The 23855-nt window shown below is 62.9% G+C and carries 24 protein-coding genes; 20 read left to right on the forward strand and 4 right to left on the reverse strand.

What is annotated here, in order from left to right; translation table 11 throughout:
- Positions 1-3: 3 nt before the first annotated feature.
- From HSDC_RS03255 to yidD, 9 genes are all read left to right on the forward strand, one after another.
- Positions 4-1212: a DNA glycosylase AlkZ-like family protein gene (locus tag HSDC_RS03255; RefSeq protein ID WP_064698461.1), complete on the forward strand. Its 1209-nt coding sequence runs from the start codon at positions 4-6 to the stop codon at positions 1210-1212.
- 55 nt (positions 1213-1267) lie between these two features.
- Complete coding sequence (locus tag HSDC_RS03260; protein WP_064698462.1) at positions 1268-1684, forward strand: DUF1090 domain-containing protein; 417 nt, start codon at positions 1268-1270, stop codon at positions 1682-1684.
- A 252-nt stretch (positions 1685-1936) separates the two neighbouring features.
- Positions 1937-3115 carry an MFS transporter gene (locus HSDC_RS03265; protein WP_064698463.1) on the forward strand — a complete coding sequence of 393 codons (1179 nt, stop codon included), beginning with the start codon at positions 1937-1939 and terminating at the stop codon, positions 3113-3115.
- A 326-nt stretch (positions 3116-3441) separates the two neighbouring features.
- Entirely contained in the window at positions 3442-4182 is a 741-nt protein-coding gene (locus HSDC_RS03270) for an ATP-dependent zinc protease family protein (RefSeq protein WP_439951090.1), read from the forward strand.
- A gap of 41 nt (positions 4183-4223) precedes the next feature.
- Positions 4224-5735, forward strand: a complete 1512-nt coding sequence (locus HSDC_RS03275; protein ID WP_064698465.1) for an inactive transglutaminase family protein — start codon at positions 4224-4226, stop codon at positions 5733-5735.
- A gap of 4 nt (positions 5736-5739) precedes the next feature.
- Positions 5740-6714 (forward strand): alpha-L-glutamate ligase-like protein, encoded by a 975-nt coding sequence (locus HSDC_RS03280; RefSeq protein WP_064698466.1) that lies wholly within the window; start codon positions 5740-5742, stop codon positions 6712-6714.
- Positions 6715-6793: 79 nt separating this feature from the next.
- Positions 6794-7246: a Fur family transcriptional regulator gene (locus tag HSDC_RS03285; protein WP_064698652.1), complete on the forward strand. Its 453-nt coding sequence runs from the start codon at positions 6794-6796 to the stop codon at positions 7244-7246.
- Between the two features lie 14 nt (positions 7247-7260).
- Positions 7261-7710 carry a phosphoribosyl-AMP cyclohydrolase gene (hisI, locus tag HSDC_RS03290; protein ID WP_064698467.1) on the forward strand — a complete coding sequence of 150 codons (450 nt, stop codon included), beginning with the start codon at positions 7261-7263 and terminating at the stop codon, positions 7708-7710.
- An 8-nt stretch (positions 7711-7718) separates the two neighbouring features.
- Complete coding sequence (yidD, locus tag HSDC_RS03295; protein ID WP_064698468.1) at positions 7719-8024, forward strand: membrane protein insertion efficiency factor YidD; 306 nt, start codon at positions 7719-7721, stop codon at positions 8022-8024.
- Between the two features lie 99 nt (positions 8025-8123).
- On the opposite strand, the gene HSDC_RS03300 is transcribed toward yidD, so the two are convergent.
- Together HSDC_RS03300 and HSDC_RS03305 are read right to left on the reverse strand one after the other, a co-directional pair.
- Entirely contained in the window at positions 8124-8549 is a 426-nt protein-coding gene (locus HSDC_RS03300) for a SufE family protein (RefSeq protein WP_064698469.1), read from the reverse strand.
- 28 nt (positions 8550-8577) lie between these two features.
- Positions 8578-9738, reverse strand: coding sequence for a tyrosine-type recombinase/integrase (locus HSDC_RS03305; RefSeq protein WP_244534421.1), 1161 nt, complete (start codon positions 9736-9738; stop codon positions 8578-8580).
- Positions 9739-10050: 312 nt separating this feature from the next.
- Between HSDC_RS03305 and HSDC_RS03310 the strand changes: the two genes are divergently transcribed.
- Positions 10051-11094 (forward strand): DNA-binding protein, encoded by a 1044-nt coding sequence (locus tag HSDC_RS03310; protein WP_064698470.1) that lies wholly within the window; start codon positions 10051-10053, stop codon positions 11092-11094.
- Between the two features lie 288 nt (positions 11095-11382).
- Here HSDC_RS03310 and nfuA read toward each other — a convergent pair whose 3' ends face one another.
- Positions 11383-11973, reverse strand: a complete 591-nt coding sequence (nfuA, locus tag HSDC_RS03315) for a Fe-S biogenesis protein NfuA (RefSeq protein ID WP_064698471.1) — start codon at positions 11971-11973, stop codon at positions 11383-11385.
- Positions 11974-12271: 298 nt separating this feature from the next.
- Here nfuA and metH point away from each other — a divergent pair, with 298 nt between their 5' ends.
- The 4 genes from metH to HSDC_RS03335 all read left to right on the forward strand — a co-directional run bounded on the left by metH (position 12272) and on the right by HSDC_RS03335 (position 19675).
- On the forward strand, positions 12272-15973 hold the full coding sequence (gene metH, locus HSDC_RS03320; RefSeq protein ID WP_064698472.1) for a methionine synthase: 3702 nt from the start codon (positions 12272-12274) through the stop codon (positions 15971-15973).
- 1 nt (position 15974) lies between these two features.
- Positions 15975-17354, forward strand: coding sequence for an MATE family efflux transporter (locus HSDC_RS03325; RefSeq protein WP_082919925.1), 1380 nt, complete (start codon positions 15975-15977; stop codon positions 17352-17354).
- Positions 17355-17517: 163 nt separating this feature from the next.
- Entirely contained in the window at positions 17518-19170 is a 1653-nt protein-coding gene (locus HSDC_RS03330; protein WP_064698473.1) for a nitrite/sulfite reductase, read from the forward strand.
- Complete coding sequence (locus tag HSDC_RS03335) at positions 19163-19675, forward strand: DUF934 domain-containing protein (protein ID WP_064698474.1); 513 nt, start codon at positions 19163-19165, stop codon at positions 19673-19675. The genes HSDC_RS03330 and HSDC_RS03335 overlap by 8 nt, the downstream gene beginning before the upstream one ends.
- 120 nt (positions 19676-19795) lie before the next feature.
- Here HSDC_RS03335 and smrA read toward each other — a convergent pair whose 3' ends face one another.
- A complete protein-coding gene (gene smrA / locus HSDC_RS03340) occupies positions 19796-20389 on the reverse strand; it encodes a DNA endonuclease SmrA (protein ID WP_064698475.1) in 594 nt (197 codons plus the stop codon).
- Positions 20390-20589: 200 nt separating this feature from the next.
- On the opposite strand from smrA, the gene HSDC_RS03345 reads away from it, so the two are divergent.
- The 6 genes from HSDC_RS03345 to pdxH all read left to right on the forward strand — a co-directional run bounded on the left by HSDC_RS03345 (position 20590) and on the right by pdxH (position 23839).
- Entirely contained in the window at positions 20590-21018 is a 429-nt protein-coding gene (locus tag HSDC_RS03345; RefSeq protein WP_064698476.1) for a gamma-glutamylcyclotransferase family protein, read from the forward strand.
- 140 nt (positions 21019-21158) lie between these two features.
- Positions 21159-21620, forward strand: coding sequence for an MgtC/SapB family protein (locus HSDC_RS03350; RefSeq protein ID WP_064698477.1), 462 nt, complete (start codon positions 21159-21161; stop codon positions 21618-21620).
- Between the two features lie 85 nt (positions 21621-21705).
- Positions 21706-22047, forward strand: coding sequence for an arsenate reductase family protein (locus HSDC_RS03355; protein WP_064698478.1), 342 nt, complete (start codon positions 21706-21708; stop codon positions 22045-22047).
- Between the two features lie 35 nt (positions 22048-22082).
- Positions 22083-22703 (forward strand): NAD(P)H:quinone oxidoreductase, encoded by a 621-nt coding sequence (gene wrbA, locus HSDC_RS03360; RefSeq protein WP_064698479.1) that lies wholly within the window; start codon positions 22083-22085, stop codon positions 22701-22703.
- A complete protein-coding gene (locus tag HSDC_RS03365) occupies positions 22700-23095 on the forward strand; it encodes a DUF2069 domain-containing protein (protein ID WP_064698480.1) in 396 nt (131 codons plus the stop codon). Before wrbA ends, HSDC_RS03365 begins: the two co-directional genes overlap by 4 nt.
- A 102-nt stretch (positions 23096-23197) precedes the next feature.
- Entirely contained in the window at positions 23198-23839 is a 642-nt protein-coding gene (gene pdxH, locus HSDC_RS03370; RefSeq protein ID WP_064698481.1) for a pyridoxamine 5'-phosphate oxidase, read from the forward strand.
- Positions 23840-23855 lie beyond the last annotated feature (16 nt).

Consider the following 23855-nt stretch of genomic DNA (forward strand, 5'->3'; position numbering starts at 1 on the left):
ACGATGACTGCACAGCAACGCCTCAGCCTGGGGCTCCCCGATGCCCGGCGCCTGCTGGCCCGCCATCATGGCCGACAGGGGTCGCTGGCGACGGTGATCCAGCGGCTGGGCACCATTCAGTTCGACCCGCTTGCGCCGCTCGGCACCAATCCCGATCTGGTGCTGCAATCACGCGTGCCGGGTTATCGGCAGGGCGACTGGCAAGATGCTGCCTATCGTCGCCGACTGCTGGTCGACGGGTGGGACAAGCAGGCCAGCCTGATTCCTCCCGATCAGTGGTGGGCTCAAGCTCCTTTCCATCACTGGTTCGCGCGGCGTTGGCAACAGCGCGGCGTGGACATCGACTCGCCGGAAGCCCGAAACCTTCTCGATCAGGTAACACAGCAAGGCCCCTCGACCAGCCTTGAATTGGGCGATCAACGATCCGATCCGGCCTTGCGCGGCAGCTGGTATGGCCCCAAGCGCTCACGCCATCTGCTCAAGGCACTGTGGGATTCCGGACGCTTGATGACGCATCATCGCGTCGGTGGTCGGCACGCTTATGATCTGCCCGAGCGCGTGCTGCCGAATGGTGCCTGCACGGTGGAGCGCGACGAAGATGACGCCCTGGAGCACTTGATCGTGCGTCGCGTTCAGGCTGCCGGGCTATTGCGTCCGGCGGCCGATGCCGCTGTCTGGTTGCTCCCTTGTCAACGCACCGAACGCGACCGTATCGCGTCCCGAGCGCTCGACCAGGGAAAATTGGTCGCCTTGGATGTGGCAGGCGAGTGTCACTGGGCCACTCCCGAGGCCGTTTCATGCCTGGATGATGCCGGCTCGTTCAACGACTCGGATCAAGGCATGCGTTTTCTCGCGCCACTCGATCCGCTGATGTGGGATCGACGCGGCATTTCCCGAGTCTTCGGCTTCGATTACGTCTGGGAGGTCTACAAGCCCCGGAAACAACGGCGTTGGGGTTATTACGTACTGCCGGTGCTGTGGCAGGATCGGTTCGTCGCGCGATTCGATGCCCAATGCCGAGAGGGCACCCTGACCATTCTTGCCTGGCATTGGGAAGACGATATCGTCTCATCCCGGCTTCCCGACGGCATGGCCGAGGCGCTGCAGCAAGCCGCCCGTCGCTTTCTCGACTATCTAGGCGCCGACCGGGTCGTGTTGCCCAGAGGCCTGGGCCGCCAGGCGCGATACGCATGGCAAAGCGCGCTCAAATGACATATCGTCCGTTATTCATGCTTTCGTATGACTCCATGACACAGGATACATGACCATGAAACGGACCTTTCGCAGCATCCTTCCCGCGATGATTCTCGCCATGCCCATTGCCTTCGGGCAACAACAGGCCCTTGCCGACGAGGTGGATTCACTCTGTCAGGACAAGGTGGAAGCCATCCAGAAGCAGCTTCGTATCGCCGAGGAGTACGGCAATGAGCATCGTGTGCGAGGCTTGAAGAAGGGACTGGAAAATGTGCAGCGCCACTGCACCAATGACAGCGTCATCAAAGACGCTGAAGAAGACGTCAGCGAGAGCATGACCGAGGTTCGAGAGCGTCAGGACGAATTGTCCGAGGCCCAGCGCGAAGGCGACGGGGACGATATTCGCAAGCACAGCGAGAAACTCGAAGAAGCCGTCCAGGAGCTTCGCGAGCACCAGGACGAGCTGGAAGCCCTCCAAAGCAAGCGATAAGGAAAAGACAGCCGTCGGGAAATCGCGGTGGCCATGCCTGGCAGTGGAGCGTTCAGTTGGATTCCACACGAAGCATGGCCATGTCTTGGCATATCTAATTTAACATAATATACATTCTGCGAATGTGCTGGTTAGCTGCCAAGAATCGGATCAATGATCAAATATTCGGGAGTCTCTGGTATATACCGTCCGGCGACGGTCGCTCTATCCTGCCCAGCCAACGAGTCACTTCGGCAAGGATAGGAGTCTGCGATGAATGATGTCTCACAACGGACCCCGCCGGCATGGAGCGCGGTCTTCTCGATGACATTGGGCGTTTTCGGCTTGGTAACGGCAGAGTTCCTGCCGGTGAGCCTGTTAACCCCCATGGCTGCGGACCTGGCGATCACCGAAGGCATGGCCGGACAAGCCGTGACCGCGACCGCTGCGGTCGCACTGGTGACCAGCCTGTTGATCACGGCCGCCACTCGGCGAATCGATCGACGCTACGTGCTGTTGGCATTTTCAGGGCTTCTGGTCATTTCCAATCTGCTGGTGGCGTACGCACCGAACATGCCATCACTGCTGCTCGGCCGGGTTCTGCTGGGCGTCGCGCTGGGCGGTTTCTGGACCATGTCGGCGGCCACGGTGATGCGGTTGGTGCCCGAGGACAGCGTGCCACGAGCGCTCTCGATGATCTTCAGCGGTGTTTCGGTGGCCACCATCGTCGCCGCGCCCATGGGCAGCTTCTTCGGCGAGATCATCGGTTGGCGCAATGTCTTCTTGATTGCCGCGCTGTTCGGGGCACTGGCCTTTCTCGTGCAACTGGCCACCTTGCCACGCATGGCGCCAAACGCTCGAACACGCCTGAAAACCCTGTTCGAGGTTCTACAACGCCCGATGGTCGGTCTCGGCATGCTGGCCGCCGCCATGATCTTCGCGGGACATTTCGCGTTCTTCACGTATATTCGTCCCTTCCTCGAGACCGTCACCCGCGTCGATGTGAACGGCATGTCCAGCATCCTGCTGGGCTTTGGGCTGGCCAATTTCCTGGGCACCTTCCTGGGGGGCTTCATGCTCGAACGCAACATGCGCCTCACGCAAATCGTGATGCCGGCGACGATGGGCATCCTTGGCCTGGGGCTGGCGGGCGTCGGTGGCGTCCCGCTGCTTGATGCCATGATGATTGCGCTCTGGGGCATGGCATTTGGCACCGTGCCGGTGGCATGGTCCACCTGGCTGACCCGCACGGTCCCCGATGAAGCCGAAAGTGCAGGCGGTCTACTGGTAGCAGCGATTCAGTTCGCGATTGCCAGCGGTGCGGCCGTCGGAGGGCTGATCTTCGATGCCGGTGGCGCCATCGGCGTCTTTATGGTGAGTGGCTCGGTGCTACTGTTGGCGGCGCTGCTCATTCTCTTCGGCATCAAGGCTCAAACGGCCGCCGCGACCTGATAGATACCATGAGGGCGCCAACATGGCGCCCTTCCTTCGTTCATATTCTGCTAATTCTGCTAATCTCCCACGGTGATCACCCCGCGTCCGTCGGGATCACGCCCGGGCGATAATTCCCGTATCATGGCGCCCCCGGACCGTCATCGTGGACACCGGAGGGCCGGCTCCTTATCATCCCTGCAGTTCACTATCCCGTTCACGTCAGTGTAAAGGACACCCACGATATGCCGAATCGCCCAACATTGATGTTATCGCTCTTCGGCTCAATGGCATTACTCGGAGGGTGCGCCCTGCCGTCTTCGCAGCAGCAGGAACCCCCGCCGCCCGTGACGGCGACACAGTTCGAGGAAGGCATCCAGCGCCTGGAAAGCAATCTTGCCGCCCGCTGCGAGAACCAGTCGCATCTGCTGTCGTTGCAGAGGATGGAACAGAGGACACTGACGGCCGATGTGCGTGAGGTCGGCAGTCTATTGCGGGGCATGCGGGGCGACATTGCTGCCCTGGACGACAGCAAGGGCAAGGAGACGACCAAGATCGTCACCGAGTGCCAGGCAACCGATGACAGGTTGGCCAACAAGGAGCTACTCGGACGCAGCGAGTGGATCGGCCTGCCGAACGTCGGCACCTACCTGCAGGCTCGAGTGGATTCCGGGGCTGACACCTCTTCGCTCAGTGCCAATGACATCACCAGCTTCGAACGGGATGGCGAAGACTGGGTGCGCTTCAAGCTCGGTCTCGACGACGAGGACAGCGTGGTCGAGAGCGTGAGGGACAGCTGGCTCGAAGCACCGGTAGAGCGTCGTGTACGAATTACGCAGGCATCGGGCGAGGAATCTCGGCCGGTCATCGAGTTGCTGATGACCCTCGGGCCGATCCGCGAGACGGTCGAATTTACCCTGACCGATCGTCGTCAACTCGATTATCCGGTCCTGCTCGGGCGTCGCTTCCTGATGGACATTGCCATCATCGATGTCGCCGAGGACTTCCTTCATGAGCGTCCCGAGTTCCCGCGGTCATCCGAACGTGTGGATGATGACGCCAGCAAGGCGGAAGACGAAACATCCTGATATACGGATATATTTTTACTTGATTCGCCAAGGAAGTTGAGATGTCCCGACTGCCCTTCTATGTCATCGTTGCCCTGTTGCTGGTTGCCGGCATCGGCTTGAGCATTCACCGCCATGTCCAGTTCGAGGTACCCTGGACGCCGGGCGAACAGCGACAAGTCTGGGAGATCGAGGCTCAGGTCAACTTCCTGGCCGATGGCGGACCCGCCAAGGTGGAGATGGCACTCCCCTCCACCCAGCAAGGATTCCGGGTCCTGACCGAGCATACGGCATCACCGGGCTACGGGCTTTCCTTCCTCGAGGAAAACGGTAGTCGTCGGGCCCTCTGGACGATACGCGATGCCACCGGCAGCCAGCAGCTCTATTACAGCAGCCGCATCCAGGTAGCCCCTCAGGCGCGCGCCTCCGAAGTCCCGCCTCCTGCACCGACGTCAGATGTCGTCTGGGAACGCCCCTACGACACGGCGGCCTCCCAGGTCATCGACCGTGCCTGGTCACGCAGCGCTGACCCTTTCACCTTCACACGCGAGCTGATTCGTGAGTTCAGCGAAGAGCGTCAGGGGGAAAACGCCCGCCTGCTGCTGACACAGTTCGATCGCGTGCCGCTGCTGGTTCGCCTGCTCAACCAGGCCGGCATCTCGGCACGCGAGGTCAGCGGCTTGATGCTGGAAGACGGCCGTCGCCGGCAGAGCCTGACGCCCTGGATCCAGGTCTACGACGGAGAAGATCAATCGCTCTTCGACCCGTCTACCGGCAAACAGGGACGCCCCGACAATCTTCTTCTCTGGGAGAACGCTGGACAATCGGTGCTCGAGGTCCAGGGCGGCACCAACTCCCAAGTCTATTTTTCCATGCTGTCGCGCAACCAGCCGGCCGGGGCTGCCATCCGCAGCCGCATGGCCGAGACATCCGACACCATCCTCAACTTCTCGATCCACAGCCTGCCCCTCGAGGAACAGGCACTGTTCCAGACGATCCTGCTGATTCCCATCGGAGCCCTCGTCGTCGTCCTGCTACGCGTGCTGGTCGGCATCAAGACGTCAGGCACCTTCATGCCGGTGTTGATCGCCCTGGCCTTTATCCAGACGACCCTGGCGACCGGCCTGATAGGCTTCTTGCTGGTGGTGGCCGTGGGCCTGGTGATCCGGAATTACCTTTCCTATCTCAATCTGCTATTGGTGGCGAGGGTCACGGCAGTCATCATCACGGTGATCGCCATCATTTCCCTGTTCTCGGTGCTGTCCTACCGCATCGGACTGAACGCCGGCCTGACGATCACCTTCTTCCCGATGATCATCCTCTCCTGGACCATAGAGCGCATGTCGATCCTCTGGGAAGAGGAAGGCCCCAAGGAGGTTCTGATCCAGGGGGGTGGCAGCCTGCTGACAGCAGTACTGGCTTACCTGGCCATGAATAACCCCTGGATTCGCCATATCACCTTCAACTTCCTCGGCGTGCAGCTGATCCTGATGGCACTGATCCTGATGCTCGGCAATTACACCGGCTATCGCCTGCTGGAGCTGCGTCGCTTCAAGCCGGTCACGGAGGACTGAGCCGATGTGGACGACCCCCGGCAAGCTTCGTGCCAAGGGCATCATCGGCATGAATCGGCGCAATATCCGTTATATCGGCCGCTACAACGACCGGCGGCTCTATCCGCTGGTCGACGATAAGCTGCAGACCAAGCTGCTCGCCCAGCGCTACAACATCACCACCCCCGCTCTGATCGGCACGGTGTCGACCCAGTTTGGCGTCAAGCACATCCGCGACATGCTCGACGGCCACACGGGCTTCGTTATCAAACCGGCCAAGGGCAGCGGCGGCAAGGGCATCCTGGTCGTCGAGCGGGTCGAGGGGCAGCATTACATCAAGCCCAGCGGCGCTCACTTGACGCTCAAGGATGTGGAGCGTCATGTGTCCAACATCCTCTCGGGTCTCTATTCCCTGGGGGGATCGCCGGACGTGGCGATCATCGAGGATCTGATCAACTTCGATGCCACCTTCAGCGAGTACACCTACGAAGGTGTGCCGGACATTCGTGTCATCGTCTTCAAGGGCTACCCGGTGATGGCAATGATGCGGCTCTCCACCGCCGCCTCGGACGGCAAGGCCAACCTTCACCAGGGGGCGGTGGGTGTCGGTATCGACATCGCTTCCGGTCAGGCGATACGCGGTGTGCAATTCGATCGTTCACGCCACGACCATCCGGATACCGGCCACGAACTGGCCAGCCTGCGGATCAGCGACTGGGGCACGCTGCTGCGATTGGCGGCGGGCTGCTACGAGATGACCGCACTGGGCTATCTCGGCACCGACATGGTACTGGATCGCGACCATGGCCCCATGCTGCTGGAGCTCAACGCGCGTCCCGGCCTGGCCATCCAGATGGCCAACGGCGAGGGACTCCGCAACCGGCTGGATCTCATCGAGCGTCAACCCGATGGTCTCGAGGTCGAGCAACGCGTGGCATTTGCCCAGCACCACTTCGCCCGTCGCAGCGAGCTGGACACGCTCCAGGAGGCGACGGCATGAAACGACGCGGGTCGTTGCCTGGCGATGGTCGTGTGCGGCGCGTAGAATGGGTCATCCACCCCGAGACCACATGGCCAGCATGACCGATTCCCGCGCCTTGATGGACCAGGCCGAACGACAGTGTCGTTATCGTGGCGTCCGCTTTACGCCGATTCGCCGACGTGTGCTGCAGATGATTGCCGACACGCGCGGCGGGTTGAAGGCTTATGACCTGCTCGATCGTCTCACCACCGAGCACGCCTCTGCCCGACCACCGACGGTATATCGTGCCCTGGAATTTCTCATCGATCAGGGGCTGGTGCATCGCATCGAGTCGCTCAATGCCTATGTGGCCTGCCCCTGTCCCGAGCATGCCCACGGCTTTCAACTCTTGATCTGTCGCGATTGCGGCCGGGTCGAGGAGCTGCACCTCGACGATATCAACGAACAATTGGGGCAACGCGCCCGAGAACTGGGGTTCACGGTACAGCGTCAGACCATCGAGCTGCTCGGCCGTTGCGACGCCTGCCAGAGCGTTTCCCAGACTCCCTGATAGCCGGAGAGACCATGTCCGATGCCCTCAAGGCGCTGGAAGGCGCCGCCCTCGATACTCGCCGCCCGCTCGACGAGATCCTCGATGCCGCCCGCTTCAACGACGCCGGCCTGATGCCCGCTATCGCCCAGCAGCATGATTCCGGCGAAGTGCTGATGATGGCCTGGATGAACCGCCAGACCCTGGAAGAAACCCTGCGGACGGGGCGCGTCTGCTATTGGTCGCGCTCACGGGGCAAGCCCTGGCGCAAGGGAGAATCATCCGGACAACAGCAGCACCTTCGCGCCGCCAGCCTCGACTGCGATGGCGACACCTTGCTGCTTCAGGTCGACCAGGACGGGCCGGCCTGTCACAGCGGGCGCCGCAGCTGCTTCTACGTGGCACTGGAGGGTGACCAGGCACGCGTCACCAGCGAGCCGATGGTCGACCCTGCGGCGCTCTACGGCGACAAGTCGCCCCACTGAGACGCGCCATGCATGCCCTCGCCCGAAGCCTGCGCGCCGGGCTCGCCTTCATCATGATCGGCCTGGTGCGTCTCTACCAATGGCTGATCAGCCCTCTGCTCGGCCCACGTTGCCGCTACTGGCCCAGCTGTTCCGATTACACCGCCGAGGCCCTGCGCGTGCATGGTCCCTTGCGCGGTGGCTGGCTGGCGGCTCGACGCCTTCTGCGTTGCCATCCCGGTGCCTCGGGGGGCATCGACCCAGTGCCCGGCGGCCCCAGTGAACGGCTGTGCCAGGCAGATCCTGACCTGGATGACGACTTTCGCTGTCGATAGCTCCACCGAGGGCCTCAGGTTAGTCGGCCCGCCGGCTTCACCGACAAGATGCCCGGTCGGCACCAAGAGGCCGACCGTGCGCAAGGCGTGACGACGGCATCATGCCGCTTCCTGCTCGGCGACCCGATAGATTCGATCGAGCATGGCATGCAGGCCGTTGCTGCGAGTCGGCGACAAATGCTTGTCGAGACCGAGATCTTTCAGAAAATGCGGGCTGGTCGCCCGGATATCCGATGGATGCCGGTCGTTGTAGATGCGCATCAGCACCGCGATCAGTCCCGAGACAATGGCGGCATCCGATACGGCATCGAAATGCAGCGCCTCGCCGTCACGGCGATGATGCATCCAGACATTGGACTGGCAGCCCTGGATCTTGAGCTCCTCGACCTTCCACTCGTCGGGGAAAGCCGGTAGCTGCTTGCCCATGTCGATGATGTACTGGTAGCGGTCCATCCAGTTGTCGAACATCTCGAACTCTTCCAGCAGCGCCTGCTGGGCTTGTTCGGCGGTGGTCTCTGCGTTCATGAGGGCTCCTGACTGGCTTCTGGGCATATTATACCGGTTGCTCCCCTGGTTCGTCCGCCCCTCCTGTGCCCTGGGGCGTCAGGCCGTGCCGAGCCTGCTGTCGATGCCACTCCTCGGCCTCGGTATGCAGGTAGCGGGCCGTGGTGTCGAGCCGGGAGTGGCGCGCCGTCTCGGCGAGGTAGCGCAGCTCGACACCGGCCTGGGCTTGATGCGTCAGCGCCGTATGGCGCAACCAGTGCGGCGTGGCACGCCTTAGTTGCGCCACTTCGCGTTCCGCATCGGCACCGAGCTGGTGTTCCAGGGCAATGGCCGCTTCCTCGAAGGTTGCCCGAATCAATCGATACAAATGATTGTCCCCCACGCCGCGACGGCCATCGAGTCCCCGTAACAAGGGCGTCGGCTCGTCGGCCGACGGCTCCGGCGAAAGATTCAGGCAGACGCGCCAATCGGCGAGCAAGCGCATCATGTCCGGCGGCACGGGAATACGAGCCGTCTTGCCGCCCTTCCCCGTCACCCGCCACCACCAGCGCCCCTCGCGCCGGATGAAGTCATCCATGCGGGCACCGGTCATCTCGCCGATGCGTGGCGCCAATAGATAGGCGAAGCCGAATACCAGACGCCGCCGCATCCAGACGAAGCGCGCTCGGCGGGAGGCCGATGACGCCGGCGGCCGGTCCAGCCATTGCCAGAGCCACTCCCACAGCGGCCGCTCCAGATAGCGCTCGATCGCGCCCCGACGATTGTCCATTCGTCGGCGCTTGTCACGCATCAACCGGAAAGGATTGTGGTCGAGCCACCCTGCTTCGACCAACCAAGCGCACAGGCCCTGCAGGATAATCAAGCTCTGCCGTCGGCTCGAGGGCGACAAAGGGCCCCGAAACGGCCGCCAGCGCGGATCCTGGCGGGCGCGGGTCGGGCCGACCCAGCGCTCGCGTGGCGTGGGATCGCCAAGAAAGGCCTCGAAGGCATCGAGATGGTCGCGACGTAACTCGGCCAGCGACATGCCCTGCTCGCCCAGCCACAGCAGCAAGCGCTCGGCCTCACGGCGGTAAGCCCGCTGAGTGTTCGGACTGGCGCGGTACTCCTCCAGCCAGAGCGCGACGGCCTGGACGTCGTTGGTGGCCGCGATGCGTCCCGCCCCGGCTGGCGAGAGGCCGCTTGGAAGCCAGCCGTCGGTGCCATAGAGCACCGCCCCAATCTCCGAAGCCACCGGATAGGCTGCCTGCGGCACACCTGCCCCGCCCAAGGCCTTTCCTTCGGGCCATTCGTCCGGCACTTGCCCTCCTGTTTCTGTCTGCACATGGCGTACCGAGGCCTATAGTGTCACGCCGTAAGGCAAAATAATCAAGATAATTCGCGTAATCTTGATTATAAAGCATACAAAATAAATAAAATTACATTACACATAATACGTAATAAGCTTTATCTTCGCCTTGGAAAGCGCTATCCTTCGCCCATCAATCGGGCTGCTGCCCCGATAAACCGCGACGAGGAGACCCCCATGGCACGCACCGGTGTGCGATACGAGGATGTACAGCGCGCCATCGACACTCTGATGGCCAAGGGCGATGCCCCCAGCGTGCACAAGATTCGCGAGACGCTCGGTACGGGTAGCTTCACGACCATCAGTGAGCATCTGCGCGAGTGGCGCCGCCTGCGCGAGGAAAACCGTGACGTGCCACCGCCCCAGGGAATGCCCGTCGAGCTCCAGGAGCTGGCCGAGACGCTCTGGACTCAAGCCCAGGAAGCGGCCAATCAGGCACTGGCACACTATCGCCAAGAAGCCGACTCCCGCGTCGACGATGCCCGTCAGCAGGCTGCCGATGCCGAACGTCGCGCCGAAGATGCCGAGCAGCGCGAGACCGCCCTGTCGGCCCACCTGACCCAGATCGACCAGCGTCTCGAGCAGCGCACCTCGGAACTGGCTCAGTTGCGCACCGAGCACGAGGCCCTTCAGAAAGAGGAAGCTCGCTCGAAGGAGCGTCTCGATGAGCTGGTGCGGCGCCTGGAAGCGGCCGAGGCGGAAGTGAAACGCCGTGAGCAGGCCCACCAGCAGGCCTTGGAGGAACAGGCCGAGACGCACCGCGAGCGTCTGGCACAGGAAGAAGAACGCAATGAAACCGCCGAGGCGCGCCTGATGGGACTGCTCGATCAGGAGCGCCAGGAACGCCAGGCGGCCGAAAAGGCCCATGCCGGCCGGGAACAGCGCCTGACACGTCGACTCGAAACCCTCCAGGAACAGCAGAGCGCCCTGCAGACAGATCTCGCTGCGGCTCGCCAGGCACAGCACGACGCCGAACAAGCCCGGGACAATGCCGAGCAACGCGAGGCCGCCTTGCGCGACCAGCATGAACAACTCAAGGCACGTCTCGAGGAACAGGAACGACGTATAGCGGAGCAGACGGAACAGTGGCGCGAACGCGAACGTCAGTTCGAACAGCGGCTATGGGCCTCGCTCGAAGCCATGCGCGAAGAGTGGCGAAGCGAAAGGACTGCCTCGCCCGAGAACGGAAACGACACCCCAGACACAACGAACCCCGCTTGAGCGGGGTTCGAGGAGAAGAAGGTTAGAAGTACTACTTTCAGCGCCCCTAGCCCCGGATAGCCCCAGGGCATGGGGGGCGCCGTGTTACACAGACTTAAAGGAGCGCTGATTTATGTCGCGAGCGATGACAGATTTGGCTGCCGCCGGAGCACAGGAACCGGAGTTTACGCGGTGTCAAATGAGGATTTCGAGCACCGCCGACAGCCAAGGCTAGGCCCGTTCCCGACGGGCCTTCGCACTTCCCGCATCCATGCGGGTCGTCGAGCGCAGCAATAAATCAACGCCTCCTTAGCGATAATAGGCGTTGGTGGTATCGGTGTGGTCGGTCACGTCGCGAATCCCGGAGAGCTCCGGAATGCGCTCCATCAGCGTCTTCTCGACACCATCCTTGAGAGTGATGTCAACTGCCGCGCACCCCTGGCAGCCACCGCCGAATGACAGGACAGCGACCTGTTCCTCGGTCAACTGCACCAGGCGGACTTCCCCGCCATGAGCTGCCAGACCGGGATTGATCTCGCTATACAGCACATAGTTGACCTGGTCCTCGATGGGGCTGTCGGCATTGACCTTGGGCATCTTGGCGTTGGGCGCCTTGATGGTGAGCTGCCCGCCCATGCGGTCGGCATTGAAGTCGACCACGGCCTCCTCGAGGAACGGCACGCTGTTCTTGTCCAGGTAGACGGCGATCTTCTCGAGCTCGAGACGCTCGTCGCTGGGCTCTTCCTCACCGGGGCGGCAGTAGGCCAGACAGGTCTCGGCGTAGGGCGTCCCCGGCTGAGTGATGAAGATACGCACGGCGATCCCCTCGACGTTCTGCTTGGCCAGCAGTTCGGCGAGGTAATCCTGGGCACTATCGCTGATCTGGATGCTGTCGCTCATGATGCTCTCACTGGTCTGGCCCGACCGGGGATGAGGATAACGGACGTGGCCGGGACTAATCGGTGTTTTCCCTAATGGTAAGCGAGCAATGGCGCCGAGACAATCCCGAGTGATTTGCTGGGTCTTTGATGCCCTGCCGCCGGGCGTCACCATTTGCTACCATAGGGCGCCTATCCGGCGCGCCACGCCGAACAAGGAAAAACACTGCACCATGTTGCGCGTGCAGATCGCAGCTTGCGCGGCGATCCGCTCAGCGTTTCCACGACCGATGCTTTCACGCTGGAGATCACCCCGACCCATGGCCGACGTTCCCGTATCCTCGCTTGCGACACTCACCGACAGTCTCGCCAGACGCATCCTGATGCTGGATGGCGGCATGGGGACCATGCTGCAGAATGCCGGCCTCTCCGAAGACGAGTTCCGAGGCGAACGATTCGCGGACTGGCCGACGGATCTCAAGGGCAACAACGACCTGCTGGCGCTGACCTGCCCTGACCTGGTGACGCGCATTCACCGCGACTACCTCGAGGCCGGTGCCGACATCGTCGAGACCAATACCTTCAACAGCACGCGGTTGTCCCAGTCCGACTACGGCATGGAGAACCTGGTACCAGAGTTGAATCGCGAATCCGCGCGCCTGGCCCGTACCATCTGCGATGCCGTGGCACAGGAAACCGGCGTGCCGCGCTACGTGGCGGGCGTGCTGGGGCCGACCTCTCGCACGGCCTCGCTGTCTCCGGACGTCAATGACCCGGCCATGCGCAACGTCACTTTCGACGAATTGCGCGACAACTATCGCGAAGCCGCCGAAGCCCTCGTCGAAGGTGGCAGCGACCTGATCCTGATCGAGACGATCTTTGACACCTTGAACGCCAAGGCCGCCATCTACGCGCTCGAAGAGCTGTTCGAGGCGCGCGGCGAGCGCCTGCCGGTGATGATCTCGGGGACCATCACCGATGCCTCAGGTCGCACCCTGTCGGGCCAGACCACCGAGGCCTTCTGGAACTCGGTACGCCATGCCCGGCCGCTGTCGGTGGGCCTCAACTGTGCACTGGGGGCCGAAGAGCTGCGTCCCTACGTCGAGGAGCTCTCCCACAAGGCCGATGTCTTCGTCTCCGCGCACCCCAACGCCGGGCTGCCCAACGAATTCGGCGAGTACGACCAGACGCCCGAGGAAATGGCAGCCATCGTCGCCGAGTTCGCCGAAAGCGGGCTGGTCAATATCATCGGTGGCTGCTGCGGCTCGACGCCCGAGCACATCGCCGCCATTCACCGGGCGATCCGTGACACCGCACCACGCCAGCTTCCCGAACGCCCCCTGGCCTGCCGGCTTTCCGGGCTCGAGCCGTTCAACATCGAGCACGACTCGCTGTTCGTCAACGTCGGGGAGCGCACCAACGTCACCGGATCGGCGCGCTTCAAGCGACTGATCAAGGAAGAAGATTACACCACCGCCTTGGAGGTGGCCCTCGAGCAGGTCGAGAACGGCGCCCAGGTCATCGACATCAACATGGACGAGGGCATGCTGGAATCCGAGGAGGCGATGGTACGCTTCCTCAACCTGATCGCCGGCGAACCGGATATCGCTCGGGTGCCGATCATGGTCGATTCTTCCAAGTGGGAGATCATCGAGGCCGGCCTGAAGTGCATCCAGGGCAAGGCGGTGGTCAATTCCATCTCGCTGAAGGAAGGCGAGGACGCCTTCCGCGAGCAGGCCACCAAGTGTCGCCGCTACGGCGCCGCGATCGTGGTCATGGCCTTCGACGAACAGGGCCAGGCCGATACCTTCGCGCGCAAAGCCGAGATCTGCCAGCGCGCCTATCGTCTGCTGGTCGACGACATCGATTTTCCGGCCGAAGACATCATCTTCGACCCGAACATCTTCGCCATCGCCACCGGCATCGAGGAACACAACAATTACGCCGTGGACTTCATCGAGGCGACTCGCTGGATCCGCGAGCACCTGCCCCACGCCATGGTGTCCGGCGGCGTGTCCAACGTTTCCTTCTCCTTCCGTGGCAACAACGCGGTACGCGAGGCGATCCACTCGGTCTTTCTCTACCATGCCATCCGTGCCGGCATGACTATGGGGATCGTCAACGCCGGCCAGCTGGCGGTCTATGATGATCTGCCCGAGGAGTTGCGCGAAGGTGTCGAGGACGTGGTGCTCAACCGCCGCGACGACGCCACCGAACGGCTACTCGACCTGGCCGACAAGTACAAGGACGACGGCAGCGGCGCTTCCCGCCAGGAAGACCTGGAGTGGCGTGGCTGGGAGGTCGAAAAGCGCATCGAGCACGCCCTGGTCAAGGGCATCACGGCCTATATCGAGGAAGACACCGAGCTGGCCCGGCAGCGTGCCACACGCCCCATCGAGGTCATCGAAGGCCCCTTGATGGACGGCATGAACGTAGTTGGCGACCTGTTCGGCGCCGGCAAGATGTTCCTGCCCCAGGTGGTCAAGTCGGCCCGCGTGATGAAACAGGCCGTGGCCTACCTGATTCCCTACATCGAGGCCGAGAAGAGCGAAGATGCCCAGGCCAAGGGCAAGATCGTCATGGCCACGGTCAAGGGCGACGTTCACGACATCGGCAAGAACATCGTCGGCGTGGTGCTGCAATGCAACAACTACGAGGTCATCGACCTCGGCGTGATGGTACCGGCAGAGAAGATCCTGCAGACCGCCCGCGAAGAGAACGCCGACATCATCGGCCTCTCCGGGCTGATCACGCCCTCTCTCGACGAGATGGTTCACGTCGCCAAGGAGATGCAGCGTCAGAACTTCGATATTCCGCTGCTCATCGGCGGGGCCACCACCTCCAAGGCGCACACCGCGGTCAAGATCGAACCCGGCTATGACCACCCGGTGATCTACGTCACCGATGCGTCCCGCGCCGTGGGCGTGGCCGGCAAGCTGCTCTCGCCCGGGCTCAAGGAAGCCTATGTCGCCGAAATCCGCGAGGACTACGAAAAGGTTCGCGAGCGCAATGCCAAGCGACGTCCAAAGGCCGCCGAGATCAGTTACGCCGAGGCCCGCCGACACAAGCCGGCCATCGACTGGCAGGACTATACGCCACCTCGCCCGGCGCTTTCCGGTCTCGAGGTCTTCGACAACCATGACCTGGCGCCCCTGATCGAGCGCATCGACTGGACGCCCTTCTTCATGAGCTGGCAACTGGCTGGCAAGTATCCGCGCATCCTCGATGACGAGAAGGTCGGCGAAGCGGCGCGCAACCTGTTCGATGACGCCCAGGCGATGCTCAAGCGGCTGGTCGACGACGGCCTGATCCAGGCTCGAGGCGTGATTGGCATGTGGCCGGCCAACACCGTCGACGATGACGTCATCGAAGTCTATGCCGATGAGTCGCGCACCGAGGTCGTCGAGCGGCTTCATCATATTCGCCAGCAGACCACCAAGAACCGCGAAGGCGTGTGTTATAGCCTGGCCGACTTCATTGCCCCCAAGGAAAGCGGCAAGCCGGACTGGATCGGCGGTTTCGCGGTGACCGCCGGGCATGGCGTCGAAGCACTCACCGAGCGCTACAAGGCAGCCGGCGATGATTACAACGCCATCATGGTCCAGGCCCTGGCCGACCGCCTCGCTGAGGCCTTCGCCGAGTACATGCACGAACGCGTGCGCAAGCAGTACTGGGGCTATGCGCCCGACGAGGCACTGGACAACGAGGCGCTGATCGCCGAGAAGTATCGCGGCATCCGGCCGGCCCCGGGCTATCCGGCCTGCCCCGATCATACCGAGAAGGCCACGCTGTTCCGCTTGCTCGACGCCGAGACGCATAGCGGCCTCTCGCTGACCGAGAGCTTCGCCATGTGGCCGGCGGCCGCGGTGGCCGGCTGGTACTTCGCTCACCCGCAGTCGAAGTATTTCTCCACCGGCAAGATCACCCGTGACCAGGTCGAGACACTGGCCGAACGCAAGGCGATGTCGCTGGCCGAGCTGGAGCGCTGGCTCATGCCGGTGCTGTCCTACGACCCCAGCTGACATGTCTGACCGCGTCACCCCTCATGCGCGTTCGGCTGCCGTGACGACCTCGTTGCTACCCGGCGGCAACAGGCATCGCGTCATCCTGCGCCTCGCCCTGCCGATCATCGGCGGCATGCTCAGCCAGAGCCTGCTGAACCTGATCGATGCGGCCATGGTGGGCGCCTTGGGTGAGATTCCGCTGGCCGGCGTCGGCATCGGTGGCTATGCCATCTTCTTGATCACCGCCGTGACGTTCGGGCTGTCGTCCGGAGTACAGGCCCAGACCGCCAGGCGCCACGGCGAGCAGGCTTGGGGGCAACGTGCCCAGGCCCTGAATGCAGGGCTCGCCATCGCCCTGGTCGTCGCCGTACCCTTGACCCTGCTCTGTCTGTGGCAGGCGCCACGGCTGATGACCTGGATCAATCAGGATCCAGCGGTGAATGCCGAGGCGGTGACCTATTTCCGCTGGCGCGTGGTATCGCTGGTCCCGGTGGCCATGATCTTCTGCTTTCGCGGCTACTGGAACGGCATTCAGCGTACAGGCCTCTACCTGCGCATCATGCTGGCGATGCACCTGGTCAACGGCCTGGCCAGCGCCGGGCTGATCTTCGGTCTCGCGGGATTGCCCGCCATGGGTGCCGCTGGCGCCGGTGCCGGCACCACGCTGTCGCTGTACGTGGGGCTGGCGATCTGGGCCACCTACAGCCTGCGTCACGCCATGGCCAGTGGTTTTCTCGCCGCACGCCCTCATCTCGAGACGTTGCTAACGACCCTGCGGCTGGCCATTCCCCACTCCTTCCAACAGATATGGTTCGCCGCCGGCTACGCGATGCTGTTCTGGATCCTCGGCCATATCGATACCGCCAGCGTGGCGGTGGGTCACGTGCTGGTGAACCTCTCGCTGCTGCTGATACTGCCCGGCGTCGGTCTGGGTATGGCGGCCATGAGCCTGGTGGGGCAATCGTTGGGTCGGCAGGACCATCGCGACGCACATCGCTGGGGCTGGGACGTGGTGCGCGTCGCCCTGCCTTGCCTGCTGCTTCTGGCCCTGCCGTTGCTGGCCTTTCCCGAGGCGGTTCTGGGGACCTTTTTGCACGATGCCGATCTCATCGCGCTCGGACGGTTCCCCTTGCAGCTCACCGCCATGATGATCGTGCTAGATGCCGCCGCCCTGGTGTTTGCCCAGGCCCTGCTTGGCGCCGGCGCCAATCGCACCGTGATGACCACAACCCTGGCCCTGCAATGGCTGGTCTTCCTGCCGCTTGCCTGGTGGGTCGGCGTCCACCAGGGCTTTGGCCTGGTCGGCATCTGGTGGGTACAACTCGGCTACCGATGCCTGAATTCCACCTGGTTCGCCGTCATCTGGCAGCGAGGCCGCTGGGCGTCACTGAGCATGTGACGAGAGGTGGGGCCGAGAGGACATGACCCGACATGCCTGTCCTTTTCTCTATCCCTCATTCCATTTCGAATATAAACTATGCACATTTATTCTTTTCTCGTATAAAGATCACCCGGTAAGCTAGTCGCAACCGTGCCACTTCCCTATCGAAGGAAGGCGTCGAATGTATCGCTACGACAATCATGACCAAACCCTGGTGGACGAGCGCGTCGCCCAGTTCCGTGACCAGATGCGCCGTTATCTCGAGGGCAAGATCAGTGATGAGGAATTCCTGCCGCTGCGTGTGCAGAACGGTCTCTACATCCAGCGTTACGCCCCCATGCTGCGTATCGCCATCCCCTACGGGATGCTGGCCTCCTACCAGCTGCGCAAGCTCGGCGAGATTGCCGCGCGTTACGACCGAGGGTACGGTCACTTCACCACGCGCACCAATTTGCAGCTGAACTGGCCGAAGCTCGAGGACGTGCCGGACATCCTGGCCGATCTGGCCAGCGTGCAGATGCATGCCATCCAGACCAGCGGCAACGATATCCGCAACACCACCACCGACCAGTTCTCCGGCATCGCGGCCGACGAGGATGTCGACCCGCGCCCCTGGTGCGAACTGATCCGTCAGTGGTCGACCTTCCATCCGGAGTTCGCCTATCTGCCGCGCAAGTTCAAGATCGCCGTGACCGGTGCCGAAGAGGACCGTGCGGCCATCCAGGTTCACGATGTGGGCCTGCGCTTCTGGCGCGACGACGCCGGCGAAGTTCGCGTCAAGGTACTCGCCGGCGGCGGCCTGGGCCGCACACCGATGATCGGTGCCGTGATGTGCGAGGACCTGCCGTGGCGGCACCTGCTCACCTATCTGGAAGCCCTGGTGCGGGTGTACAACCAGTTCGGCCGCCGAGACAACAAGTTCAAGGCGCGCATCAAGATTCTGGTCAAGGCATTGGGCATCGACGAGTTCCGGCGCCGTGTCGAGGAAGAATGGGCCCATCTCAAGGACGGCCCCCAGACCTTGACCGAGGAAGCCGTCTCCGCCGTGGCCGCTCACTTCGTCGATCCGCCCCGCCGTGAGGTCACCCAGGACGCCATCGAGGCCTACGAGCGCCTGCGCGGGGAAAACCGTGCCTTTGCCCGCTTCGTGACCAACAACGTCACCGACCACAAGGTGGCCGGCTACAAGGCCGTGACCCTTTCGCTCAAGCGCTCCGGCCATTCGCCTGGCGACGTGACCTCCGAGGACATGGCCGCAGTGGCGGATCTGGCCGACGAGTTCAGCTATGGCGAACTGCGCGTCACCCACGAGCAGAACCTAGTGCTGACCGATGTGCCCGTGGATCGCATGGAGGAGCTCTGGCAGCGTCTCGATGAACTCGGCATGGCCAACCCCACCGTGGGCACCCTGGCGGATCTGATCTGCTGCCCGGGCGGCGATTACTGCTCTCTGGCCAACGCCAAGTCGATTCCGGTCGCCCAGGCGATCCAGGAACGCTTCGAGAACCTGGACTTCCTCTACGACCTGGGGCCCCTGGAACTCAACATCTCGGGCTGCATGAACGCCTGTGGCCACCATCACGTGGGCCATATCGGTATTCTCGGCGTCGACAAGAAGGGCGAGGAGTATTATCAGATCTCGCTTGGCGGCAGCCAGGGCAACGAGTCTTCCCTGGGCAAGATTCTCGGGCCTTCCTTCTATCGCGAGGATGTGACGGACGTGATCGACAAGCTGTTGCAGGTCTACATCGGCGAGCGCACTCCCGACGAGACCTTCCTCGATACTTATCGCCGCATTGGCCTGAAACCCTTCAAGGAGCATGTCTATGCCTGAACAGCGTACCCTGATTGCCGATCGCCGCGTCCAGCAAGACGACTGGGTGCTCCTCGAGGAAGGCGCTGAGCGTCCCGCGGACGCCGGTGTCATCGTCCCTGTGGCGGAGTGGCTGGAGGCCCCGGGCAAGGATGTCGCCCCACTGCTGAGCAGCGACACCGAGCTCACCCCCGAACTCGCCGGGCAACTGCTTGATGCGCCATTGATTGCCATCGACTTTCCCAAGTTCACCGATGGCCGCGGTTACAGCATCGCACGCCTGCTGCGGGAGCGTTATGGTTACGCTGGCCAGATTCGCGCCGTGGGGGATGTGTTGATCGATCAGCTGTTCTACATGTCGCGGTGCGGCTTCAATGCCTTCCTGCTGCGCGAGGACCAGATCGTCGAAGATGCCCTGAATGCCCTGGACACCTTCAGCCTGAGCTACCAGCCCGGCACCGACACCGAGGAGCCGCTGTTCCGGCGTAGGATGCGCGAGGCCCGCCGCGAGCAGGCTGTCGCCTGACGCTGCCCTCCGCAGGTGAATCCTGTCGCCATCACGCTCGTGACGACACCTGAAGCCTGAAAAAGCCGGCCATCATTGGCCGGCTTTTGCGTTCCTTGCTCCTTCCTTTCTTACCTGTTCTCAGCCACGACGCTTCTGTTGTCGCTCGCGATTGGCGGCGCGGGCACGCTCGCTCTTGCGCAACATGACCCAGGTGGCCCCGATACCGCCATCACGCTGCCCCGCCGAGGCAAACGCCTGTACCTCGTCCAGGGTGGCGAGCCACTTGGCAAGATAGGAACGCAGCACGTTGGGCGAGCTGTCGATCTCGCGACCGCGGCCATGCACGATCAACACCGAGCGCAGGTCATGTTCGCGAGCTTCGCGAAAGAACTCGGGCAAGGCACGGCGACATTCTTCCAGTGGACGGCGCAACAGATGCAGGCTGGCCTGGGCCGGATAGCCGCCATGACGCAAGCGCTCCACCACACCCTTTTGAATGCCGTCACGACGAAATTCGAGCGGATCAAAGGGCGGCACAAGGTCAACGAAATCATCCGACAATCCCGGCGCTGCCCCGTCTTCGGCGATGGCACTTTGCCGTCGTGCCAGTTGAGCTTCGCTGGGACCGCGCCGCGAACGGCCGGGATCGGCACGGTCTGCCCCGCCACGCACGGGGCGGACCTCACCCACCAGTGCCCGGAAATCCATCTCATCATGTCGGGACTGTGTCATGGGCACCTCCTGCTCGAATGGGGAGCCTTCATCCTAGCGTCGCATGGCAGACCAGCAAAGATACGCTGATCCCCGGCCGGCCGAAGATGGCGGTGAACGTCCAACTCGCATGGGGCGAGAAATTTCACCAACCCGATGTTATCGTCGGCGCCGAGCGCTCGCCCCCCACAGGACGAGATTTGCATGGAACGAGACCAATCATGATGACGCTGCGCCGCCTGGGGCTATTGAGCCTATGCCTTGCGCCTTTCGCCATCGCCGCCTGGTTCTGGCTGACCTGGCTCAGTCCCTGGACCTACGAACGTCCCGATTCGCTCCCGGCAATCGCCCATGGCGAACACCATCTCTTCGTCTACGGCACCCTGCGCTATGCGCCGGTTCGCTGGCTCGTCTACGGTCGGAGCGGTGATCCGCAGCCCGTGGAACTGAATGGCTACCAACGCCAGGGACTCGATCTGGTGCCATCCGAAGAGGACAGCGTCGAGGGCCTCATGCTGACGGTCGATGAAGAAGAGCTGGCACGCCTCGACCGTTACGAACGACTGGGGATTCGCTACTATCGAGAGGAAATCACGCTCTCCAATGGCCAACGAGCCTGGGTATACCGACGCTTGCCGTCATCGGATTGAGCTGAAATTTTTCGGATTCAAGAGGTGAAAGATAACGGTATAAATTTCATATTTCTTTCTCAAACCTCCGTGAGTAGACCACCCTCTATAGAGAAAAGAGCGCGCGACGTCTCGCCACGCGACATGACAAGAGGGTGACCATGGACGCTGAACTGACATTGCTGGAAATGTTCACTCGCCTATCGACAGCCGCAGGGCTGGCACTGGTACTCGGCATCGAACGAGAGTTTCGCGGCAAGCCCGCCGGATTACGCTCTCATATGCTGGTCGCCCTGGGGGCCGCCGCTTTTCTGTTGGTCGGGCTGGAAATTCTGTTTTCCTCCACCGGGAATGACCCGACAGCGCGCATCGACCCGACCCGCATTGTCGAAGGCGTGATCGGTGGCATCGGCTTCCTTGGTGCCGGCAGCATCATCCGCAGCGGTACCAGCGTACAAGGCATCACGACCGGCGCTTCCATCTGGCTGGCCGGCGCCATCGGCATCGCCGCGGGGTTCGGTGACCTGGCGCTAGCGGCCATGGTCACGGTGCTCGCGCTGATCATCATGACGGTGCTGGGCGCCATCGAGCGGGCCCTGCCCTGGCACAAGCGCGATGACTGAGTCGAACTCGCCCGATGTTGTGGGGCTCATCGGCGACAGCCTACAATGATCGAGCTATTCGATCCGACTCGACATGAGGCCTCGCATGCTGACCCTGCTGCACAATCCGCGTTGCTCGAAATCCCGTCAGGCCCTGGCGCTGCTCGAGGAGCGCGGCGCCGACATCCGGATACGCCGCTACCTGGACGACCCGCTCGACGAGAAGGAGCTTCGCGCCCTGATGTCACGCCTCGATGCCGATGGCAGCGCCCTCGTGCGCACCAATGAGGCGGAATGGAAGGCGTTGAATGCCGATATCGAGGATCCCGATCAGGTCGTGCGCGCCATCCTCGACCACCCGAAGATCCTGCAACGTCCGATCGCCGATGATGGACAGCGCGCCGTTATCGGGCGCCCGCCGGAGGACGTGCTCGGCCTACTCGACTGACCCGCTCCCCCTTTCCTTTCGCCCCAGGAAGCCGCATGTCATCCCAACCTTACATTCTGATTCTCTACTATTCGCGTCAAGGCGCCACTCGCGCCATGGCCGAGCGCCTCGCCGCTGGCGTCGAGTCGGTTCGTGGCATCGAGGCCCGCTTGCGTACCGTCCCGCCGGTCTCCCCGACCTGCGAGGCAGTGGACCCGGAGATCCCCGCCGAAGGCGCGATCTATGCCGATCTCGATGACCTCCGCCATTGCGCCGGCCTGGCTCTCGGCAGCCCGACTCGCTTTGGCAACATGGCCGCTCCCCTGAAGTACTTCATCGACACCACCAGCGAGCTCTGGCTAGGGGGCGCCCTGATCGATCGGCCCGCCACGGCCTTCACTTCCACCTCCAGCCTGCATGGCGGCCAGGAGACGACCCTGATCTCCATGCTGCTGCCACTGCTGCACCACGGAATGGTCTATGCAGGGCTGCCCTACAGCGAAGTCGAGTTGATGGAGACGCAGGCCGGCGGCACGCCCTATGGCACCAGCCATCTGGCAGGCAAGCGCAGCGATCGCCCGCTCGATGAGCACGAACGCCGCCTGGCCTTTGCCCAGGGCAAGCGCCTGGCAAGGTTGGCACTGGCACTGGACCGCCATGACGAGGAGAACGCATGAAGCGCTGGCTGGACAATCTCGAGGCTCGCGTAGGAGTGAATGCTCTGGTGACCCGCTGCCGCCGCCTGGTCATCGGCAGTTATGCGATACTGATCCTGATGATGATCTATCGGGGCGTGGCCGTGGAAAGCGATGCCAGCCGCATCGGGCCCATGGTGGCCTTCGTGCTGCCCCTGGTGCTCTTCCTGCCCTCCATCCTGGCCAAACGCGCGAGGGGGCATGCATGGCTCGCCTTCGTCAGCCTGCTCTACTTCGCTCAGGGCGTCATGGTTGCCAGCCTGCCCGGACAGCTGGCACGAGGCAGCCTGGAGGCGCTGGTCTCGCTGGCCCTGTTCGCCGGTTGCGCGGGATATGCGCGCTTTCGCAGCCGCCAGGTCAAGACGGGCACATGAGCCGGGATCGGCCTCTTCACATGCCTGGCCGGTTCGACCCCAACATCCCTTGAGCTTGATACGCCAAGCGGCGACCATGATCGAACATTCTAGGAGAACGCCATGACACGAGATATTGCCGATATACGGCGCGACTACGAAGGCGGTCGGCTCGAGGAAGATCAGGTGCCGGACGATCCCCTGGCCCTGTTCGACGAGTGGCTGGCACTGGCACTGGAGACCGAAGGCGACGACGGCAACGTCATGACGCTGGCCACCGCCGACAGCCAAGGCATGCCTCATGCCCGGGTGGTACTGCTCAAGGACGTCAGCGAGCAAGGTCTCGTCTTCTATACCAACTACCAGAGCCACAAGGGCAGCGAGCTGGCCAATGTCCCTCATGCGGCCCTGGTCTTCTGGTGGCCCTCACTGGGTCGTCAGGTGCGCGTCGAAGGCCCCGTCGAGCAAGTCAGCGACGCGGAGTCCGACGCCTACTTCGCCAGTCGTCCCCGCGCCAGCCAGCTGGGTGCCTGGGTGGCGACCCAGAGCGTGGTCATTCCCGGCCGAAACTGGCTCGAAGAACGTGAACAGCGCTTCCAGCGAGCCTACGAAGGCCAGGAAATCGAGCGCCCTGGCCACTGGGGCGGCTATCGCGTGGTGCCGGAAATGATCGAGTTCTGGCAAGGCCAGCCCAGCCGCCTGCACGACCGCATCCGCTACGAGTGCCGAGCCAACGCCTGGCACCGATTCCGGCTCGCCCCCTGAAGCAACAAGCGGCGCA

The sequence above is a fragment of the Halomonas caseinilytica genome (genome assembly GCF_001662285.1).
Taxonomy (GTDB): Bacteria; Pseudomonadota; Gammaproteobacteria; order Pseudomonadales; family Halomonadaceae; genus Halomonas; species Halomonas caseinilytica.

Coding starts and splice junctions, on each gene's coding strand:
- HSDC_RS03255 (WP_064698461.1), top strand. CDS start 4: ATGACTGCACAGCAACGCCTCAGCCTGGGGCTCCCCGATGCCCGGCGC.
- HSDC_RS03260 (WP_064698462.1), top strand. CDS start 1,268: ATGAAACGGACCTTTCGCAGCATCCTTCCCGCGATGATTCTCGCCATG.
- HSDC_RS03265 (WP_064698463.1), top strand. CDS start 1,937: ATGAATGATGTCTCACAACGGACCCCGCCGGCATGGAGCGCGGTCTTC.
- HSDC_RS03275 (WP_064698465.1), top strand. CDS start 4,224: ATGTCCCGACTGCCCTTCTATGTCATCGTTGCCCTGTTGCTGGTTGCC.
- HSDC_RS03280 (WP_064698466.1), top strand. CDS start 5,740: ATGTGGACGACCCCCGGCAAGCTTCGTGCCAAGGGCATCATCGGCATG.
- HSDC_RS03285 (WP_064698652.1), top strand. CDS start 6,794: ATGACCGATTCCCGCGCCTTGATGGACCAGGCCGAACGACAGTGTCGT.
- hisI (WP_064698467.1), top strand. CDS start 7,261: ATGTCCGATGCCCTCAAGGCGCTGGAAGGCGCCGCCCTCGATACTCGC.
- yidD (WP_064698468.1), top strand. CDS start 7,719: ATGCATGCCCTCGCCCGAAGCCTGCGCGCCGGGCTCGCCTTCATCATG.
- HSDC_RS03300 (WP_064698469.1), bottom strand. CDS start 8,549: ATGAACGCAGAGACCACCGCCGAACAAGCCCAGCAGGCGCTGCTGGAA.
- HSDC_RS03310 (WP_064698470.1), top strand. CDS start 10,051: ATGGCACGCACCGGTGTGCGATACGAGGATGTACAGCGCGCCATCGAC.
- nfuA (WP_064698471.1), bottom strand. CDS start 11,973: ATGAGCGACAGCATCCAGATCAGCGATAGTGCCCAGGATTACCTCGCC.
- metH (WP_064698472.1), top strand. CDS start 12,272: ATGGCCGACGTTCCCGTATCCTCGCTTGCGACACTCACCGACAGTCTC.
- HSDC_RS03325 (WP_082919925.1), top strand. CDS start 15,975: ATGTCTGACCGCGTCACCCCTCATGCGCGTTCGGCTGCCGTGACGACC.
- HSDC_RS03330 (WP_064698473.1), top strand. CDS start 17,518: ATGTATCGCTACGACAATCATGACCAAACCCTGGTGGACGAGCGCGTC.
- HSDC_RS03335 (WP_064698474.1), top strand. CDS start 19,163: ATGCCTGAACAGCGTACCCTGATTGCCGATCGCCGCGTCCAGCAAGAC.
- smrA (WP_064698475.1), bottom strand. CDS start 20,389: ATGACACAGTCCCGACATGATGAGATGGATTTCCGGGCACTGGTGGGT.
- HSDC_RS03345 (WP_064698476.1), top strand. CDS start 20,590: ATGATGACGCTGCGCCGCCTGGGGCTATTGAGCCTATGCCTTGCGCCT.
- HSDC_RS03350 (WP_064698477.1), top strand. CDS start 21,159: ATGGACGCTGAACTGACATTGCTGGAAATGTTCACTCGCCTATCGACA.
- HSDC_RS03355 (WP_064698478.1), top strand. CDS start 21,706: ATGCTGACCCTGCTGCACAATCCGCGTTGCTCGAAATCCCGTCAGGCC.
- wrbA (WP_064698479.1), top strand. CDS start 22,083: ATGTCATCCCAACCTTACATTCTGATTCTCTACTATTCGCGTCAAGGC.
- HSDC_RS03365 (WP_064698480.1), top strand. CDS start 22,700: ATGAAGCGCTGGCTGGACAATCTCGAGGCTCGCGTAGGAGTGAATGCT.
- pdxH (WP_064698481.1), top strand. CDS start 23,198: ATGACACGAGATATTGCCGATATACGGCGCGACTACGAAGGCGGTCGG.